Origin of the sequence: Duganella sp. BJB476 (assembly GCF_003416895.1) — a bacterium.
Lineage (GTDB): Bacteria > Pseudomonadota > Gammaproteobacteria > Burkholderiales > Burkholderiaceae_D > Rugamonas.
The window spans coordinates 590,820-608,217 of sequence record NZ_QVIO01000004.1 but is presented as its reverse complement, the minus strand read 5'-3'; the positions used below and the strand labels follow the sequence as shown (position 1 = coordinate 608,217).

The following is a 17,398-nucleotide window of genomic DNA, read 5'->3' as shown; positions in this document are numbered from 1 at the left end:
TTCGTGTATCCTATACCCCTTCGAAACAACGGCTCACGCCTCCTATGCAAGAGCACTCTAGTGGCGTCAAGACTGACGCCAAACCCCATCGGTCACTGTTTGAACGCCTGACCGCACTGATTTCCCCCGAGCCAGAGAACCGCGCGGAACTGCTCGAAGTTCTGCATGACGCCCACGAACGCAACCTGATCGACGCCGACGCCCTGTCGATGATCGAAGGCGTGTTCCAGGTGTCGGATCTGTCCGCCCGCGACATCATGATTCCCCGCTCGCAGATGGATGTCATCGACATCTCCAAGCCGATCGAGGAATGGATGCCGCAAGTGCTGGCCACCGCCCACTCGCGCTTCCCCGCCATCGAAGGCGAGCGCGACAAGGTGATCGGCATCCTGCTGGCGAAAGACCTGCTGCGCTACTACGCCGAAGAATCGTTCGACGTGCGCGACATGCTGCGCCCCGCCATCTTCATCCCCGAATCGAAACGCCTGAATGTGCTGCTGCGCGACTTCCGCGCCAACCACAATCACATGGCCATCGTGGTCGATGAATACAGCGGCGTGGCCGGCCTGATCACCATCGAGGACGTGCTGGAGCAGATCGTCGGCGACATCGAGGACGAATACGATTTCGACGAGGAAGAAGACAACATCCTGTCGATCAAGGAAGGCGTGCACGGCCCGCGCTGGCGCATCAAGGCGCTGACCGAGATCGAACAATTCAACGAAGAACTCGACACCGCCCTGCCGGACGACGACGTCGACACCATCGGCGGCCTGGTCGCCAAGCACCTGGCGCGCATGCCGCACAAGGGCGACGTGTTCGACATGGAAGGCCTGCGCTTCGAAGTGCTGCGCGCCGACGCCCGCCAGATCCACGTGCTGCTGGTGGAAAAACTGCCGGCCGCCGCTGAAGCCGGCGACGACGCATAATGCGTTTTCGCCGCGCCAACCCGAACGATCCACCCAAGCCGCAACGCTCCACCCGTGGCCGCATGGCCATCACCGCCGTGGCCGGCGCGTTGTGCGTGTTCGCCTTCGCGCCGTTCGGCTGGTGGCCGCTGGAGATCCTCGGCCTGGCGACCTTGTTCTACCAGGTGCTGCGCAGCAGCGACGTCAAGGCCGCCGGCCTGATCGGCTGGGCCTTCGGCTTCGGCTGGACCGCCGCCGGCACCCACTGGCTCTACGTTTCCATGCATACCTACGGCGCCATGCCGGCGCCGCTGGCCGCCGCCGCCGTGCTGCTGCTGGCCTGGGCCATGGGTTTCTACGTCGCGCTGGCGATGGGCGGCGCGGCCTGGCTGCGCAAGCGCTGGGCGCTGCCGCTGCCGGCCGCCAACCTGCTGGTGCTGCCCGCCATGTGGTCGCTGTTCGAATGGATACGCGGCTGGCTGTTCACGGGCTTCCCGTGGCTGTCGGCCGGCTATGCCCACAACCACAGTCCGCTGGCCGGCTTTGCGCCGGTGATCGGCATGTACGGCCTGGGCTGGCTGGCGGCGGTGATCGCCGGCGCCCTGCTGTTGCTGCTGCACCGCACCCGCCTGCGCGCGGCCGGGCTGATCGTCGCCATTTCCGTGGCCGGCGTCGCCTTGAGCTTGCTGCACTGGACCTACCCGGAAGGCAAGCCGATCTCGGTGCGCCTGCTGCAAGGGAATATCCCGCAGGACGAAAAATTCAACGGCTCGCGCGTGATGTCGGCGCTCAAGCTGTACCAGGACGCCATCACGGCGGCCCCGGCCGACCTGATCGCCACGCCGGAGACGGCCATCGTCATGCTGCCGCAGCAGCTGCCGCCGGACTACCTGCCCGGCATCGCCCAGTTCCTCAACAAGACCAACAGCAACCTGATCCTGGGCATCCCGCTGGCCGACAGCCAGACCGCCTACTTCAACAGCGTGATCGGCATCCCCTCGCGCCTGGGTTCCAGCTACTACCGCTACGACAAGCACCACCTGGTGCCGTATGGCGAATTCATTCCGTTCGGCTTCCGCTGGTTCGTCAACCTGATGTCGATCCCGCTGGGCGACCAGACCAGTGGCCGCGACATCCAGCCCTCGTTCCCGATCAAGGACCAGCGCGTGCTGCCCAACATCTGCTACGAAGACTTGTTCGGCGAAGAGATCGCCGACCAGCTGAACAACCCGGCGCAGGGCCAGAAACCGGCCACCATGCTGCTCAATGTCTCGAACCTGGCCTGGTTTGGCGACACCATTGCCATCCCCCAGCATTTGCAGATCTCGCAGATGCGTACGCTGGAGACCGGCCGTCCGATGCTGCGGGCGACCAACACCGGCGCCACCGCCATCATCAATGGCGAAGGCAAGGTGGTCCAGCAGCTGCCCGTGAACACCTACGGCGCGCTGGCGGCCTCGGTGCAAGGCATGGGCGGCAGCACCCCGTACATCCTGTGGGGGAACAAGCTGTTCCTGGCGCTGGCCGCACTGTCGCTGGCCGGAGCCTGGTTTTGGGCCAAGCGCGCAAAAAACCGGGGCTAAGCCGCTTAATCTCTACAGGCTCCCTGTAAAACCCGCTAAAATTGCCCCTTTAGCGAAACTGCAACCGCGCGCCCATGGGCTGCGCCACCGACCAAACAAGATGCTGACATTTCAACAAATTATCCTGACCTTGCAAACCTACTGGGACAAGCAAGGCTGCGCCCTGCTCCAGCCGTACGACATGGAAGTCGGCGCCGGCACCTTCCACACTGGCACCTTCCTGCGCGCGATCGGCCCGGAGCCTTGGCGCGCGGCCTACGTGCAGCCATCGCGCCGCCCGAAGGACGGCCGCTACGGCGAGAACCCTAACCGTGGCCAGCACTACTACCAGTACCAGGTGGTGATGAAGCCGGCCCCGGAAAACATCCTGGACCTGTACCTCGGTTCGCTGGAAGCGCTGGGCCTGGACCTGAAGCAGAACGATGTCCGCTTCGTCGAGGACGATTGGGAATCGCCGACCTTGGGCGCCTGGGGCCTCGGTTGGGAAGTCTGGCTGAACGGCATGGAAGTGACGCAGTTCACCTACTTCCAGCAAGTCGGCGGCCTCGATTGCAAGCCGGTGCTGGGCGAGATCACCTACGGCATCGAACGCCTGGCCATGTACCTGCAGGGCGTCGAGAATATGTACGACCTGGTGTGGACCACCTGGGAAGAGAATGGCGAGACCAAGACGCTGAAGTACGGCGACGTGTTCCACCAGAATGAGGTGGAGCAGTCGGCCTACAACTTCGAGCACTCGAACACCGAGCTGCTGTTCGCCCAGTTCAACAACCACGAATCGGAAGCCAAGCGCCTGATCGAGCTGCAACTGACCCTGCCAGCGTATGAGCAGATCATGAAGGCCTCGCACAGCTTCAACCTGCTGGACGCGCGCGGCGCCATCTCCGTGACCGAACGCGCCGCCTACATCGGCCGCGTGCGCGCCCTGTCGCGCCTGGTCGCGCAAGCCTACTACGATTCGCGTGAACGCCTGGGCTTCCCTATGGCTCCCGCCGCTGCCGCCGTTGCCGCCGCTGAATAAACTGTATAAATAATATGACTCAAACTCTGCTCATCGAACTGCTGACCGAAGAACTGCCGCCGAAGGCGCTCGCCAAACTGGGCAAGGCTTTCGCGGACGGCATCGTCAACGGCCTGAAATCGCGCGACTTCCTGGAAGCCGACAGCGTCGCCACCTCGTTCGCCTCGCCACGCCGCCTGGCCGTCTCCATCACCAAGGTGCGCGCCACCTCGCCGGACAAAGCTATCCGCGAAAAAGTGCTGCCGGTGTCGGTAGCCTTGGACGCCGCCGGCAACGGCACGCCGCCGCTGGCCAAGAAACTGGCCGCGCTGGGCTTCCCCAACCTGACCGTGGCCGACCTGGAACGCGCGCAGGATGGCAAAGCCGAAAGCTTCTTCTACACCTACACCGCAGCCGGCAGCGCGCTGCAAGCGGGCCTGCAAGCCGCGCTGGAAGAATCGGTTGCCAAGCTGCCGATTCCTAAAGTGATGAGCTACCAGCGGCCCGACGGCGCCACCGTGCAGTTCGTGCGTCCGGCGCACAGCCTGATCGCGCTGCATGGCGCCACCGTGCTGCCACTGACCCTGCTGGGCCTGACCGCGTCGAACGTCAGCGAAGGCCACCGCTTCCTGACCGCGCCGGGCCAGCGCATGATCACCATCGCCAACGCCGACAGCTACGCCGCCACGCTGGCGACCGAAGGCAAGGTACTGGCGGGCGTCGAAGACCGCAAGGAAAAAATCCGTGCCGAACTGCTGGCCAAGGCCGGCGCCGACCAGGTGCTGATGCCCGAAGCGCTGCTGGACGAAGTGGCCGCGCTGGTCGAATGGCCGGTGGTCTACGAATGCAAGTTCGAGGAAGAGTTCCTGGCCGTGCCGCAGGAATGCCTGATCCTGACCATGCAGACCAACCAGAAATACTTCGCGCTGACCGACACCAGTGGCAAGCTGCGTTCGCGCTTCCTGATCGTCTCCAACATCGCCACCGACACGCCGACCGCCATCATCGACGGCAACGAGCGCGTGGTGCGCCCGCGCCTGTCCGACGCCAAGTTCTTCTTCGAGCAGGACAAGAAGAAGACCCTGGAATCGCGCCTGCCGCTGCTGGAAAAAATCGTCTACCACAACAAGCTGGGCACGCAGGCCGCACGCGGCGAACGCGTAGCCGCGCTGGCACGCTACATCGCCACCCAGATCGGCGGCGACGCCGCACTGGCCGCGCGCGCAGCCAAACTGTCGAAGGCCGACCTGGTCACCGAGATGGTCGGCGAATTCCCTGAGCTGCAAGGCATCATGGGCACCTACTACGCCCGCAACGACGGCGAGCCGGAAGACGTGGCGCTGGCCGCGTCCGAGCACTACCAGCCGCGCTTCGCCGGCGACGCCCTGCCGTCGACCGTCACCGGCACCGCCGTGGCGTTGGCCGACAAGCTCGAAACCCTGGTCGGCATCTGGGCCATCGGCCTGGCGCCAACCGGCGACAAGGACCCGTTCGCGCTGCGCCGCCACGCGCTGGGCGTGCTGCGCATGCTGATCGAGAAGCGCCTGCCGCTGTCGATTTCCGGCCTGCTGTCGCACGCTTCGGGGCTGTTCGCTTCCGTGGCCGGCTTCAAGGACCCATCGGCCGACGTCTACACCTTCATGATCGACCGCCTGCGCGGCATCCTGCGCGAGCGCGGCTTCTCGCCGAACGAAATCGAAGCGGTGGTCGCACAGAATCCGGACCGCCTGGACGACATCGTGCAGCGCCTGGAGGCCGTACAAGCCTTCGCCGCGCTGCCGGAATCGGCCTCGCTGGCCGCCGCCAACAAGCGCATCACCAACATCCTGAAGAAGAACGAGGAAGCGCTGGCCGCAGCCGGCAACAGCGGCGTCAATACCGCGCTGCTGCAGGACACCGCCGAGAAGAACCTGCACGCCGCCGTGGTGCGCGTGCTGCCGGAAATCGACGCCGCCTTCAACCAGGGCGACTTCGCCGGCACGTTGAAAACCCTGGCGCAGCTGCGCGAGGAAGTCGACGCCTTCTTCAACGACGTGATGGTGATGGCCGAGGATGTCGCCCTGCGCAACAACCGCCTGGCCTTGCTGTCGTCGCTGCACGGCATGATGAACCGCGTGGCCGACATTTCGAAGCTGGCGGCTTAAATGGGTGCGCCGTCCATGAAACTGATCATCCTCGATCGCGACGGCGTCATCAACCACGATTCGCCGGACTTCATCAAGTCGCCGGCCGAGTGGATTCCGGTCCCCGGCTCGCTCGAAGCGATCGCCCGCCTGAACCAGGCGGGTTATCGGGTGGTGGTGGCGTCGAACCAGTCGGGCATCGCCCGCGAGTTCTTCGACATGTCTATCCTGAACGCGATCCACCAGAAGATGCACAACCTGGCGCAGCAAGTCGGCGCCAGCATCGACGCCATCTTCTTCTGCCCGCACGCCGCGGCCGACAGCTGCGATTGCCGCAAGCCGAAGCCAGGCATGTTCACGGAAATCTCGCAGCGTTATAAAATCAGCCTGAAAGGCGTGCCGACCGTCGGCGATTCGCTGCGCGACCTGCAAGCCGGCTACGTCAGCGGCTGCGTGCCTTACCTGGTCCTGACCGGCAAGGGCGAGAAAACCCAGGCCACGGGTGGCCTGCCGCCCGGCACCATGGTCTTCGCCGACCTCGCCGCGATGGTCAATCACCTGCTGAAAACCAGCGCCCCGCCGGCGCTGCACGTCGTTAGTTAAACAGTTTTGGAGTCTGCATTGGGTCATCCCGTCTTGTTTCTGCGTTCCCTGATTTTCACCATTGTCATGGTGGTATCGACCATCGTCTGGGCCTGCGTATGCTTCCTGGCCGCGCCGCTGCCGTACAACAAACGCTTCTTCGTTACCGCGCGCTGGAACGTCTTCATGATCTGGTGCCTCAAGGTCATCTGCGGCATCCGCTACGAAATCAAGGGCGCCGAGAACTTCCCGGACGCGCCGGCCATCGTGCTGTCGAAGCACCAGTCGGCATGGGAGACCATCTTCCTGCTGCCTAACATGCCGCGCCCGCTGGTGTTCGTGTTCAAGAAGGAGATCCTGTACATCCCCTTCTTCGGCTGGGCGATGGCGCTGCTGCGCATGATCCCGATCGACCGCAAGCAGGGCAAGAACGCCTTCATGGACGTGGTCCGCCACGGCAAGCGCCGCCTGGCCGACGGCCAATGGATTATCATGTTCCCGGAAGGGACCCGCATCCCGGTCGGCAAGGCGGGCAAGTACAAGAGCGGCGGCACGCGCCTGGCCATCGAGACCGGCGCGGTGGTTGTACCGATCGCGCACAACTCCGGCGAGTGCTGGCCAAAAAATTCTTTCATCAAGCGCCCAGGGCTTGTTACAGTATCGATAGGCAAACCGATTTCGCCGGAAGGCCAGACCCCGGACAGCATGATGCAACAGGTGGAAAATTGGATAGAATCAGAAATGCGCGTCATTTCGCCCCACGCCTACAACGCTGGCTAGATGATCTGGCCACGCTGGTGAAGCCGGCGTCGCCGAAAGACGACGCCAGCCAACTGGACCTGTTTGGACGGGAGGCGCAGTCGTCTCTCAAGCCGGTGTACACCGCACCGGTATGGTCGATTCCGACCTCACCCGCCTCGAATACCCCTCCTCCCGTTTCGCCTTACGTGGCGCCGCCGCAGACCGCCGTGCCGGTCAAACCGCGCGCGCAGACACCGCCGCCGTCGGACCAGGCACCCAAGCGCCAGCTGATGGTGGGCGACTTCGTGCTCGAATATTCGCTGCGCCGTTCGACCCGCCGCTCGATCGGCTTCATGATCGACGACGAGGGCCTGCGCGTGACCGCGCCCAAGCGCATCAGCATCGCCGAAATCGACAACGCCATCCGCACCAAGCAGCACTGGATACTGAGCAAGCTGAAAGAGCGCCGCGAGCGCCGCGCCGCGCGCCTGGAGAAGCCGCCGGTGGAGTGGACGGACGGCGCGCAGCTGCCCTACCTGGGCGCGGACATCACGCTGCGGCTGCTGGTGGGCGGACGCAATCGCAGCAGCTACAACCCGGCCACGCGCGAGCTGTCGATGGTGCTGGTGCCCGGCGCCACCGAGACGCTGCTCAAGGAGCGGGTCAAGTCCTGGTACCAGCAGGAAGCCAAGGTGCTGTTCGAGCAGCGGCTGGACGTGTATGCGGAGCGGTTGGGAGTGCGCTATCACTCCTTCGGCCTGTCGTCGGCCGGCACGCGCTGGGGTTCCTGCACGGTGGACCGCAAGATCCGCCTGAACTGGAAGCTGATCCATTTCTCGCAACCGCTGATCGACTACGTGATCGCGCACGAGCTGTCGCACATCCTGGAGATGAACCACAGCGCGCAGTTCTGGAACACGGTGGGCCTGATCTATCCCGAATACGAGGAAGCCAAGAACCTGCTGCGCAAGCGCGCGCAGGAGCTGCCGGTGCTGTTTCCCTAGGATTCGGTCGGCCTCGTCGGCTGCCATTTCAGCAATGCTGCCGATAACTTAATTTACCCATGACAATAAGTTGCATACGTTATAATTGATAGTGAGAAAACTATTATTTAACTACTGCAATGAATTTGACAAAACTCGCCCTCGCCTGCGCACTTGCCTCCACCTTGGCCGCCTGCGGTGGCGGAGGTGGAAGCAACACCTCTAGTCCGCAAGCCGGTCAGTCCCGCACCATCAGCGGCGTGGCGGCCAAAGGCCTCATCAAGGACGGTATCGTCGGCATTTATGCCTACGATGCCGCCGGCAACCGCTCTGCGGCGCCGGTCGCCACTGGCCGCACGTCCAAAACCGATGGTAGCTATTCGTTCAACCTGGGCGACCGCACCGGCTTGTTCACCGTGGAAGTGAGCGCCGACGCGAACACCACCATGGAAGACGAGTACAGCGGCACGATTAGCATGCCCGCCACGATGACGATGCGCAGCCTGGTCCAACTCGACGGCGGCAACAACAACGCGACCGGCCACGTTACGCCGTTCACCGACATGCTGGTGACAGCGGCGATGAGCGCCGGCACGGCAAACAGCCTGACCATGGCAAACGTGGCGTCGGCGCAGACCGAAGTCACCAAGATTCTCGGCTTCAATCCGCTGACGACCAAGCCGCTCAACGCCAATAGTGACGCCGCCGCCAATACGACCGATACGTCGGAAAAATTGCAGTCCCTGGCGCTGGCAGCGATCTCGCAAATTGCCTATGCAAACGGCATGGGATGCGCCGGCACGCCGGGTGAAAAGGTCAAATGCGCAGTGAACGCAACGACCGGTACTGCACAGATGAAAGCTGGAGCCGTTAGCATCGGCAGCGGCGCGAAGGCCGCCCTGCTCGCCGCGCTGACCACAGTGGCCAACGACACCACCGTCAACAAGACCACACTGAAAACGCTGGATGGCCAACGGCTGTTCGCCGACGTGGCCATCAATATCCCAACGCCGACGCAGGCCAATCCGGTAGCCGCCACGAAAACCCTGTTCGCCAGTTTGCGCACCAACCTGCAAGCCTGGTCCGACGCCAGCAAGGACGGCGGCGGCCTGAGCAACAGCCTGAACGCGATGAAGGCCGATTTCGACAACGCCGTATCGCCGCTGGATCAGAGCCTGGCCGACTGGGTCGTCGTCTCCGGTCGCGGTATCGAGCTCTACAACGACTTTATCCAGAAAAGATCCACGGCCGTCACCGTCAGCGACGGCACGGCAGCGTCGGGACTGGCTTCGTGTACGCTGTACAAGGATGTGGCCGCGACCGTCGCCATGACCGGCAAGGACGTGTCGTCAGTCACGCCGAAGAGCGTCTCCTGCACGCTGAACGGCAGGATCGTCGAAGGATCGGAGCGCAACTCGGCATCAAGCGGCCTATATACCCGCGCAGTGATCGGCCGAAGCATCACCCTGACGCCGGCAGCCGGCAGCAACTTCGCCTACACCGCGCGGACGCTGCGCTTCGCGCAGGAATATCAAAAGGACCGGTTCGGCCCCTACAACATCCGCACCTTGAGCGGCCCGACGACCGTCGGCAGCTCAGCAAGCGGCGTCATCGCCTATACGATGAACGGCAATACCGTCGCCACCGCGCTGATTGAAGGCACCATGCCCGCGCGCACCGACGCCGGCGGCATGGTGCTCACCGACTTCGAAACATGGCGTATCAAAACCTCCACCACGGCGGAAGCAGGAGGCATCAACAACTATGCGCTCTCCGGCTCCATCGGCGCGCTCAAAAACGGCGCGACGCTCGGCACCGTCAAGATTGCCGACACGTCCTTCGTCCGCGCCACCACCACGGGCGACACCTACCGCGTCATCGAAGCCAGGCTGGGTATCGTAGCCGCAACTGCCAACAGCACCATCAGCGGCTCCCTGTCCCTGAGCAAATTCGATACCGACAAACACGGCAATGGCGACCTGCCCAACTATGCACAGTTCACCGGCAGCTTCACCAATAGCCGCGCGGAAAACTTCAACGGCGTCATCACGGCCGAAGTGTCGAACTACAAGAACTACGATAGCGCGGCACCGCTGTCGGCGACCAATTTCCTGCTTGCCAACGCATCGTTCAAAGGCAGCCTGAAGATCGTCAGCCGTCCCGCGCTGGCAGTCACGTTTGCCGCCCGCACCACCGGCTACAAGACGGCCGAATACAATGGCACCTACAACGACGGCGCCAACGTCATCTCGTTCGACGGCAACAACTCGCTGCCAAGAACGATCCGCATCGCCAGTGCCACGGGTGTCACGGTCACGCTGGTGGACGGCGCCAAGTACATCGACGTCTACAACAACAACAGCAAGACTGCACTGATCAATACCAGCACCGGGATGATCAACTACGTCGACGGCAGTTTCGAGACACTGAACTGATCCATCATGCGTTTGATTTCCTTACTGGGCGCCCTGCTTGCGGCAAACGGGGCAGCGGCGCAAACATCCGTCGCCGACAGCGACATCGCACTGCGCGCTCCCAGCGCCGCCTGGCAACCCTATGCCAAGGCACAAGCCTGGGCGGCTTACGATACCGTGCCGATCCGCGAACTTGGCCGTGACTGGGGTAATAGCTACGCCCCGCGCAACGGCCGCAACGTCTTCCTGCAGCGGGACCGCGTGGAATTCGGCGTGGAGAAGGACGGCTGGCGCATCGGCGCGGAATACCGGCTGGAAGTGTCGCTGCAGACGAACCGCGACACGGTGGACCTGTACCATCTTTATCAAAGCCACAAGACGCCCGACAAGGCGCTCGATTTCGCGGTGTACGCCCAATCGAAACAATGGGCGGCAGCGGGCGCGCGCGTGGGCCGCACCTTCACCCTGCCCGAGCACGGCGCGGGCAATCCCTTGCTGATGGTGTCGGCCGCCGTGTACGGGCACGCCCGCAATCACGACAGCAGCGCGTCCGGCAAGGTGAGCTACAAGCCCGATACCGCCTACCGGATCGATGGCACGTACGCGAACTCGCAGACGGACTACACCTATCCGTTCATGCCGGAGGCCACGCAGAAATCGTCGGGCGCCAGCATCTCGGCCGCCCTGCAATGGCCGCTGAGCAGCCAGCTGACCGCCAACCTGGCGGTCAATGACTTGTGGAGCCGCATGCGTTGGACCAATTTGCCGTCGAAGGCGCAAAGCATCGCGTCCGACGTGCGCACGGTCGATGGCGACGGCTACATCAACTACAAGCCGCAGATCGCCGGCCAGAACAGCTTGATCGAGCGCACCGGCGCCATCGGTGCCAGCACCGCGCTGAACCTCACCTACCGCCACCTGCAATGGGGGCTGCGGATCGGTGCGCAGCGCATCGCCGGCACCACCATACCGGAAGCCATCGGCAGCTATGCCAGTCGCTGGGGAACGTTCAGCGCCAGCTATGACACGCGTTTCAACATGGTGGGACTGGGATACGAACAGGGCCCGCTCCGTCTGCGCGTACGCACCGACAGCTTGCCGTTCAGCGAGGCGCGCGCATTCAGCCTGGAGACGGCCATGTATTTTGCGTTCCAATAATTGACGTCTGGGTAATGCGAAGGTAATTTATCGCCATGGATAATAAAACGAACTTCAGCCGCACCACCATCGTTCTGCATTGGCTGGTGGCGGCCAGCATCATCGGCCTGATCGCGCTCGGCATCTACATGGTCGAGACGGAATCCTGGCATCTGTACGACATCCACAAATCGATCGGACTGCTGACGTTCGTGGCGATCCTGGCGCGGCTGGCCTGGCGCTGGCGCAATGGCCTGCCGCAGCCGGTGCGGCCGGTGTCGCGGCTGGAGTACGTCACCGCCGTGGCGGCGCACGTGGTGCTGCTGATCCTGACTGTCGTGCTGCCGCTGAGCGGCATGCTCTACTCCGGCGCCAGCGGTCACGGCTTCGGCATCTTCGACTGGGAGATTTTCCCCAGCCACTACCTCGGCGACCAGGCCGTGCCGCTCAGCGCGCGCTGGTCCGACATCGGCCAGACGCTGCACGGCTTGCTCGGCTACCTGCTGCTGACGCTGATCGTGCTGCACGCCGCAGCAGCGCTCAAACACCACTTCATCGACAAGGACGCCACCCTGAAGCGCATGCTGGGCCGCACGTCAAAATCAACATAATTGCAATACCATTATCCGAATCGCAAATATCTATCATTCGATATTAAAAGTTGCCGCACGGAATTTATCGTGATAACTTCTGCTGCACTGCCGCATAAGGGATAAATTCAATGCAACAAACTATGAAAAAGAAGACCGGCCTGGTCTTGGGTGGAGGCGCGCCGAACTCGCCTCTGATCGCCGGCGCGCTGGCTGCCTTCCTCGACCAGGAAGTCGAATTCGACGTGATTTCCGCTTCCGGAGCGGGTGTTTTGATGGGCTTGCTGTACGCGGCGCCGTTGGAAGGCTCGCCCCGCGAAGCGCTGAAACGCTGGGCCGATACCGGCGTCTCCGACAGCATCTACAAGATGATGCCGGTGAATTACAAGATCTTCCACAAGCCAGGCCAGGAAGCGGACGCCTTCCGCAACGCCTTCGCGCCATCGAACAGCCATCCGGTGTTTGGTGCGATGCAAAACGTGTTCGCCCAAGGCTCGGTGCCGTGGACCGACTGGACGCAGCTGCTGATGTCGACCATGTCGCCGTCCAACCTGTCGGCCAAGAGCCTGGGTTTGTGCGCGCACGCGCCGTTCCTGGAAGGCGCTGTGAATTTCTCCGCCATCGCCAGCATGAAGCCGGAGTTCTACATCAACGCCTACAACCTGAACCAGCATCGCATGACGATCTGGGACAAGCACGAAATCAAGGCGGAGCATGTGCGCGCAGCGCTGTCCTTCCCCTTCCTGTACGCGCCGACTGAAATCGACGGCGAGGACTACATCGAAGGCGCCGCGCTGGAGACCTTGAACTTCGATCCCTTCATCGAAGGCAAAGGCGATCACCACGATACCGACACGCTGATCGTGCTCGACATCCTCGGCGACGAACGCCTGCTGCGCAAGCCGCGCAACCTGTATGACGCGTGGGTCGGTTCGATGATCACGCCGCTGGTGAAGATTTCGCAGAACCAGATCCGCCTGTTCGAGCTGGAACACAACACCGACCGCAAGACCGGCTTGCCGAAACGCCGCCTGCTCAAGCTGGAGTTGATGGCCGCCGTGCCGGACGACCATATGCCGAACACGATGGACTGGTCGACGTCGAACATGCAGTTCCTGTTCGATATCGGCTACAAGGCGGCGACGCGCTTCTGCCGCCAGCACTCCACGGTGCTGCGCTATGCAGAAGAGACGGAACTGGCGGGTTAAGGTTTAATCAGCGCAGGCAACAGCGCCAGCGTGCGGTGCGTGGCGCCGCGATGCTGGTTGGCGAAGGCCTGCGCGTTGCGGCCCATCGCCGCGCGCGCCGCTTCGTCGTTCAGCAGACGCCCAGCGGCGGACATCAGCTCCGCCGCATCGGCCACGCGTTGCGCGCCGCCTGCCGCCAGCGCATCTTCCGTCACCAGCGCGAAGTTGAAGGTATGCTGGCCGATCAGCACCGGCTTGCCCAGCGCCGCCGGTTCGATCAGGTTCTGGCCGCCCAGCGGCAGCAGGCTGCCGCCGACGAAGGCCACATCGCAGGCCGCGTAGTAGGCGAACATCTCACCCATCGAATCGCCCAGCAGCACGTCGACAAAGCCCGGCAACGCGGCATCGCCGCCGTCCAGCGCCAGCTTGCTGCGACGCTGTGCGTTCAGGCCATGCGCGCCGACCATCTTCTCGACTTCATCGAAGCGCTGCGGATGGCGCGGCACGATCAGCAGCAATACATTGGACGGCAAGCCGGCGCGCTCCTGGCGGAAGGCATCGAGTATCAATTCTTCCTCGCCCTCGCGCGTGCTGGCGCACAGCAGCACCTGACGGCCACCGATCACGCCGCGCAGCGCCGCACCGATGGCCAGCGCCGCATCCGGCACCACCACGTCGAACTTGATGCTGCCGGTGATCTCCACGCGCTGCACGCCCAGCGAGCGCACGCGCTCCGCATCGGCCGCCGTCTGCGCCGCGACCAGCGAGATGCCGCGCGCGGCATCCACCAGCAAGGACCCAAAGCGGCGCGACCTGCGCAGCGAACGCTCCGACAAGCGGGCATTGGCCAGCACCACCGGCACGCCGCGCTTGCCGCATACCGCGATCAGGTTTGGCCACACCTCGGTCTCCATCAGGATGCAGACCGCAGGCTTGAAATGTTTGATGAAACTGCCCACCATCATCGCCGTGTCGTACGGCAGATACGATTGCACCAGCCGCGCGCCATGCTTGGCAAACAGCGTCTTGCCGGTGGCGCGGCCGGTCGGCGTCATGTGGGTGAGGACGATGCGGCTGTGCGGGTACGCGGCCAGCAAGGCGTCGATCAGCGGTTCGGCGGCGCGGGTTTCGCCCACCGACACCGCGTGCACCCACAGCGTCTGCGCGGACGAGGCGGCGCCGCTGTAGAAGCCCAGGCGTTCGCCCCAATGCTGGCGATAACCCGGCTCCTTGCGGCCGCGCAGCCACAGGCGGGCCAGCACCAGCGGCAAGGCCAGGCACCACATCACGGAATAGAAAATACGCATGGTTACGCGAGCAGGCTGCGGGCCGCGGACAGCACTTCGGCCACCGACGGCGGCGTGCCGCGATCGCCCAGGTTGATGATGCGCGGCGACCAGTTGCCCTCGGTCTTCCAGCGCGGCGAATCGGCGTAGATCTCCACGGTCGGCCGCACGAAGGCAGCGGCGATATGGGTCAATCCCGTATCGACGCCGATCACCAGGCCGGCGTGGCGCGCCAGCAGCATGGCATCGGCCATCGACAGTTTCGGCAGCACGCGCGCGTTCGGCAGGCCGGCGGCCAGTACGTCGGCTTCGGCCTTTTCCTTGGGCGAGCCCCATGGCAGCAGGATGGGCATGGGCGCCAGTTCGCGGCCCAGCGCTCTCCAGTTCTCCGGCGCCCACTTCTTCGGATCGCGCGCGGTGCCATGGAAGTAGACGGCGTATGGCTCGGCAGGCATCCAGTCCGGACGCGGCTCGCTGGACGAGACTTCCGGCAGGCCGAAATCGGCCGGCGTATCGACCGCGTAACCCAGCGCCGCGCCGGCCACCAGGCGGCCGCGCGCCACCGCGTGCGTGCGCGGATCGGTCGGTATGCTTTGATTGTGGAAGATGCGCGAGATGCCCTCGTAGCCGGAGCCTTCGCTGCCGTTGGCCAGGCCGACCTTGCGGCCGCCCTTCACCACCCGGGCCGCGCCCATGATGATGCCGGTCTTGAGCAATCCCTGCGTATCGAATACATAGTCGTACTGCTGCTCGCGCAGGGTACGGAAAAAGCTTTTGATCTCGGCGCGGGTCTCGGGCTTGCCGAGACTCTTGCGCCAGCGCCGCAGCGCAAACGGAATGATGGTGCGCACGCGGGCGTTGAGCCGCACCAGGCTGACGTAGCCCTCTTCCACCACCCAGTCGATGTTCGCGTCCGGGAAATGGCGGGCGATATCGGCCACCATCGGCAGGTTGTGCAGCACGTCGCCCAGCGAGGAGACGCGCACCAGCAAAATGTTCAGCGGCTTGCGGCCGCCCGCCTGCGCCGTCATGCGCTTAGAACGGCAGTTCCGCGTCCGGCTTGGCAGCCAGGATCACGCTCTTGAACTGGCCCTGAATGCGCGCCAGCGCGGCCGGCGTTTCGGCTTCGAAGCGCATCACGATCACCGGCGTGGTGTTGGACGAACGCGCCAGGCCGAAGCCGTCTTCGTATTCCACGCGCAGGCCGTCGATGGTGATGATCTGCACGTTGCCGGGGAACTTGGCGTCGGCGCGCAGCTTGTCCATGACGATGACGTTCTCGCCTTCGTTCAGGTGCAGGTGCAGCTCGGGCGTGCTGTCCGATTGCGGCAGCGAGTTCAGCAACTTGGACGGATCGGCTTCGCGGGTCAGGATTTCCAGCAGGCGGGCGCCGGAGTACAGGCCGTCGTCGAAACCGTACCAGCGGTCCTTGAAGAAGATGTGGCCGCTCATTTCGCCGCCCAGCGGGGCGCCGGTTTCGCGCAGCTTGGCCTTGACCAGCGAGTGGCCGGTCTTGTACATCAGCGGCACGCCGCCGTGCTTGCTGATCCACGGCGCCAGGTGGCGGGTGCATTTGACGTCGTACAGAATCTGCTCGCCCGGATGGCGGCTCAGCACGTCGGCCGCGAACAGCATCATCTGGCGGTCCGGGTAGATGATCTGGCCATCCTTGGTGACCACGCCCAGGCGGTCGCCGTCGCCGTCGAAGGCGATGCCCAGCTCGGCGTCGGTCTCTTGCAGGCAGCGGATCAGGTCTTGCAGGTTTTCCGGATGGGCCGGATCGGGATGGTGGTTGGGGAAGTTGCCGTCCACTTCGCAGAACAGTTCGACCACTTCGCAGCCCATGCCACGGAACAGGTCGCCCGCGAAGGCGCCAGCCACGCCGTTGCCGCAGTCCACCGCGATCTTGATCGGACGCGCCAGCTTGACGTCGCCGATGATGCGCTCCAGGTACTGGGCGCGGATGTCGTGGGTGCTGTACGCGCCCTTGCTGGCCGCCGACGAACCGTCGTGGTCGACGATGCGCTGGTACAGCGCGGTGATGGCGTCGCCGTGGATCGCTTCGCCGGCCAGCACCATCTTGAAGCCGTTGTAGTCCGGCGGATTGTGGCTGCCGGTGACCATGATGCCGGAGGCGGCGCCCAGCACGTTGGTGCCGAAGTACACCATCGGCGTGGCGACCACGCCCAGGTCGATCACATCCACACCGGCCGCTTGCAGGCCTTCGGCCAGCGCTGCCGTCAGCACCGGGCCGGACAGGCGGCCATCGCGGCCGATCACGACTTTCTTTTCGCCCTTGGCCAGCGCAGCCTGGCCGAAGGCCTGGCCGATCTGGCGCGCGACGCCCGCATCCAGGGTTTTATCGATAATGCCGCGAATGTCGTAAGCCTTGAAGATCGTTTTAGATAAAGAAACCATAGTGTGGAATGTATGCGAGAGGAATGAAAGCGGCTGGACTTGCCAGCCGCAGCTTATCGGAGTGCAGGCAGTTTAAACCTTTAAGCCGGCAATGTCTTTACCGGCTTCCAGCCAGTCCTTGACCCATTTCGGCTGGCGGCCGCGGCCGGTCCAGAGCTGCGTGGCGTCGGCCGGATTGCGGTAGCGTGGCGCCACGCTGCCGGTTTTGGCGCGGGTGCCGGCTGCGCCGCCGACCAGGTCTTTCAAGGGCACGCCCACGCTTTGGGCAATAGCCAGTATCTGTTCGCGCGCCTTGGCCAGGTCCTGGCTTTCGCGCTGTTTTAATTCGCGTTTAACTTGCTCTTGCAGATTACGCAAATCGGCGGAGGACATATTCGACAGATCCATTTGGTATTCCTTTTAAGTGAGGTGATATAAAGCCCGGCGGGAATATATTACATCAACAT

Annotated in this window: 15 protein-coding genes; 11 read left to right on the top strand and 4 right to left on the bottom strand. The window is 63.8% G+C overall.

Translation table 11 applies throughout. The features are described from left to right. Nucleotides 1–44: 44 nt before the first annotated feature. The 11 genes from D0T21_RS19275 (at nt 45) to D0T21_RS19225 (ending at nt 13,269) form a co-directional block, all read left to right on the top strand. Nucleotides 45–929 (top strand): HlyC/CorC family transporter, encoded by an 885-nt coding sequence (locus tag D0T21_RS19275; protein WP_116991577.1) that lies wholly within the window; start codon nt 45–47, stop codon nt 927–929. Further along, complete coding sequence (gene lnt, locus D0T21_RS19270) at nt 929–2,491, top strand: apolipoprotein N-acyltransferase (protein WP_116991578.1); 1,563 nt, start codon at nt 929–931, stop codon at nt 2,489–2,491. Before D0T21_RS19275 ends, lnt begins: the two co-directional genes overlap by 1 nt. A 100-nt stretch (nt 2,492–2,591) precedes the next feature. Continuing rightward, a complete protein-coding gene (gene glyQ, locus D0T21_RS19265; RefSeq protein WP_116991579.1) occupies nt 2,592–3,512 on the top strand; it encodes a glycine--tRNA ligase subunit alpha in 921 nt (306 codons plus the stop codon). Between the two features lie 14 nt (nt 3,513–3,526). Continuing rightward, nucleotides 3,527–5,635, top strand: coding sequence for a glycine--tRNA ligase subunit beta (glyS, locus tag D0T21_RS19260; protein ID WP_116991580.1), 2,109 nt, complete (start codon nt 3,527–3,529; stop codon nt 5,633–5,635). A 15-nt stretch (nt 5,636–5,650) separates the two neighbouring features. Further along, nucleotides 5,651–6,217: a D-glycero-beta-D-manno-heptose 1,7-bisphosphate 7-phosphatase gene (gmhB, locus tag D0T21_RS19255; protein ID WP_116991870.1), complete on the top strand. Its 567-nt coding sequence runs from the start codon at nt 5,651–5,653 to the stop codon at nt 6,215–6,217. A 66-nt stretch (nt 6,218–6,283) separates the two neighbouring features. Continuing rightward, on the top strand, nt 6,284–6,976 hold the full coding sequence (locus D0T21_RS19250; RefSeq protein ID WP_373886686.1) for a lysophospholipid acyltransferase family protein: 693 nt from the start codon (nt 6,284–6,286) through the stop codon (nt 6,974–6,976). A 17-nt stretch (nt 6,977–6,993) separates the two neighbouring features. Further along, nucleotides 6,994–7,941 (top strand): YgjP-like metallopeptidase domain-containing protein, encoded by a 948-nt coding sequence (locus D0T21_RS19245; RefSeq protein WP_116991582.1) that lies wholly within the window; start codon nt 6,994–6,996, stop codon nt 7,939–7,941. Between the two features lie 125 nt (nt 7,942–8,066). After that, nucleotides 8,067–10,355, top strand: a complete 2,289-nt coding sequence (locus D0T21_RS19240) for a hypothetical protein (protein ID WP_147328135.1) — start codon at nt 8,067–8,069, stop codon at nt 10,353–10,355. A 6-nt stretch (nt 10,356–10,361) separates the two neighbouring features. Beyond that, nucleotides 10,362–11,492 (top strand): hypothetical protein, encoded by a 1,131-nt coding sequence (locus D0T21_RS19235; protein ID WP_116991584.1) that lies wholly within the window; start codon nt 10,362–10,364, stop codon nt 11,490–11,492. A gap of 35 nt (nt 11,493–11,527) precedes the next feature. Beyond that, nucleotides 11,528–12,082 (top strand): cytochrome b, encoded by a 555-nt coding sequence (locus D0T21_RS19230; protein WP_116991585.1) that lies wholly within the window; start codon nt 11,528–11,530, stop codon nt 12,080–12,082. 122 nt (nt 12,083–12,204) lie between these two features. Next, nucleotides 12,205–13,269 (top strand): patatin-like phospholipase family protein, encoded by a 1,065-nt coding sequence (locus tag D0T21_RS19225; protein ID WP_229211548.1) that lies wholly within the window; start codon nt 12,205–12,207, stop codon nt 13,267–13,269. Here D0T21_RS19225 and waaA read toward each other — a convergent pair. The 4 genes from waaA to D0T21_RS19205 all read right to left on the bottom strand — a co-directional run bounded on the left by waaA (nt 13,266) and on the right by D0T21_RS19205 (nt 17,339). Continuing rightward, entirely contained in the window at nt 13,266–14,555 is a 1,290-nt protein-coding gene (gene waaA / locus D0T21_RS19220; RefSeq protein ID WP_116991587.1) for a lipid IV(A) 3-deoxy-D-manno-octulosonic acid transferase, read from the bottom strand. The two genes, D0T21_RS19225 and waaA, sit on opposite strands and share 4 nt — an antisense overlap. A 2-nt stretch (nt 14,556–14,557) precedes the next feature. After that, nucleotides 14,558–15,565, bottom strand: coding sequence for a lipopolysaccharide heptosyltransferase I (gene waaC, locus D0T21_RS19215; protein ID WP_116991588.1), 1,008 nt, complete (start codon nt 15,563–15,565; stop codon nt 14,558–14,560). Between the two features lie 4 nt (nt 15,566–15,569). Next, nucleotides 15,570–16,952 (bottom strand): phosphomannomutase/phosphoglucomutase, encoded by a 1,383-nt coding sequence (locus D0T21_RS19210; RefSeq protein ID WP_116991589.1) that lies wholly within the window; start codon nt 16,950–16,952, stop codon nt 15,570–15,572. Nucleotides 16,953–17,024: 72 nt separating this feature from the next. Further along, nucleotides 17,025–17,339 carry an H-NS family nucleoid-associated regulatory protein gene (locus tag D0T21_RS19205; protein WP_116991590.1) on the bottom strand — a complete coding sequence of 105 codons (315 nt, stop codon included), beginning with the start codon at nt 17,337–17,339 and terminating at the stop codon, nt 17,025–17,027. Nucleotides 17,340–17,398 lie beyond the last annotated feature (59 nt).

What these genes read in the sequence shown, in the direction of transcription:
- D0T21_RS19275 (WP_116991577.1), top strand. Translation starts at nt 45, where the DNA reads ATGCAAGAGCACTCTAGTGGCGTCAAGACTGACGCCAAACCCCATCGG.
- lnt (WP_116991578.1), top strand. Translation starts at nt 929, where the DNA reads ATGCGTTTTCGCCGCGCCAACCCGAACGATCCACCCAAGCCGCAACGC.
- glyQ (WP_116991579.1), top strand. Translation starts at nt 2,592, where the DNA reads ATGCTGACATTTCAACAAATTATCCTGACCTTGCAAACCTACTGGGAC.
- glyS (WP_116991580.1), top strand. Translation starts at nt 3,527, where the DNA reads ATGACTCAAACTCTGCTCATCGAACTGCTGACCGAAGAACTGCCGCCG.
- gmhB (WP_116991870.1), top strand. Translation starts at nt 5,651, where the DNA reads ATGAAACTGATCATCCTCGATCGCGACGGCGTCATCAACCACGATTCG.
- D0T21_RS19250 (WP_373886686.1), top strand. Translation starts at nt 6,284, where the DNA reads ATGGTGGTATCGACCATCGTCTGGGCCTGCGTATGCTTCCTGGCCGCG.
- D0T21_RS19235 (WP_116991584.1), top strand. Translation starts at nt 10,362, where the DNA reads ATGCGTTTGATTTCCTTACTGGGCGCCCTGCTTGCGGCAAACGGGGCA.
- D0T21_RS19230 (WP_116991585.1), top strand. Translation starts at nt 11,528, where the DNA reads ATGGATAATAAAACGAACTTCAGCCGCACCACCATCGTTCTGCATTGG.
- D0T21_RS19225 (WP_229211548.1), top strand. Translation starts at nt 12,205, where the DNA reads ATGAAAAAGAAGACCGGCCTGGTCTTGGGTGGAGGCGCGCCGAACTCG.
- waaA (WP_116991587.1), bottom strand. Translation starts at nt 14,555, where the DNA reads ATGCGTATTTTCTATTCCGTGATGTGGTGCCTGGCCTTGCCGCTGGTG.
- waaC (WP_116991588.1), bottom strand. Translation starts at nt 15,565, where the DNA reads ATGACGGCGCAGGCGGGCGGCCGCAAGCCGCTGAACATTTTGCTGGTG.
- D0T21_RS19210 (WP_116991589.1), bottom strand. Translation starts at nt 16,952, where the DNA reads ATGGTTTCTTTATCTAAAACGATCTTCAAGGCTTACGACATTCGCGGC.
- D0T21_RS19205 (WP_116991590.1), bottom strand. Translation starts at nt 17,339, where the DNA reads ATGGATCTGTCGAATATGTCCTCCGCCGATTTGCGTAATCTGCAAGAG.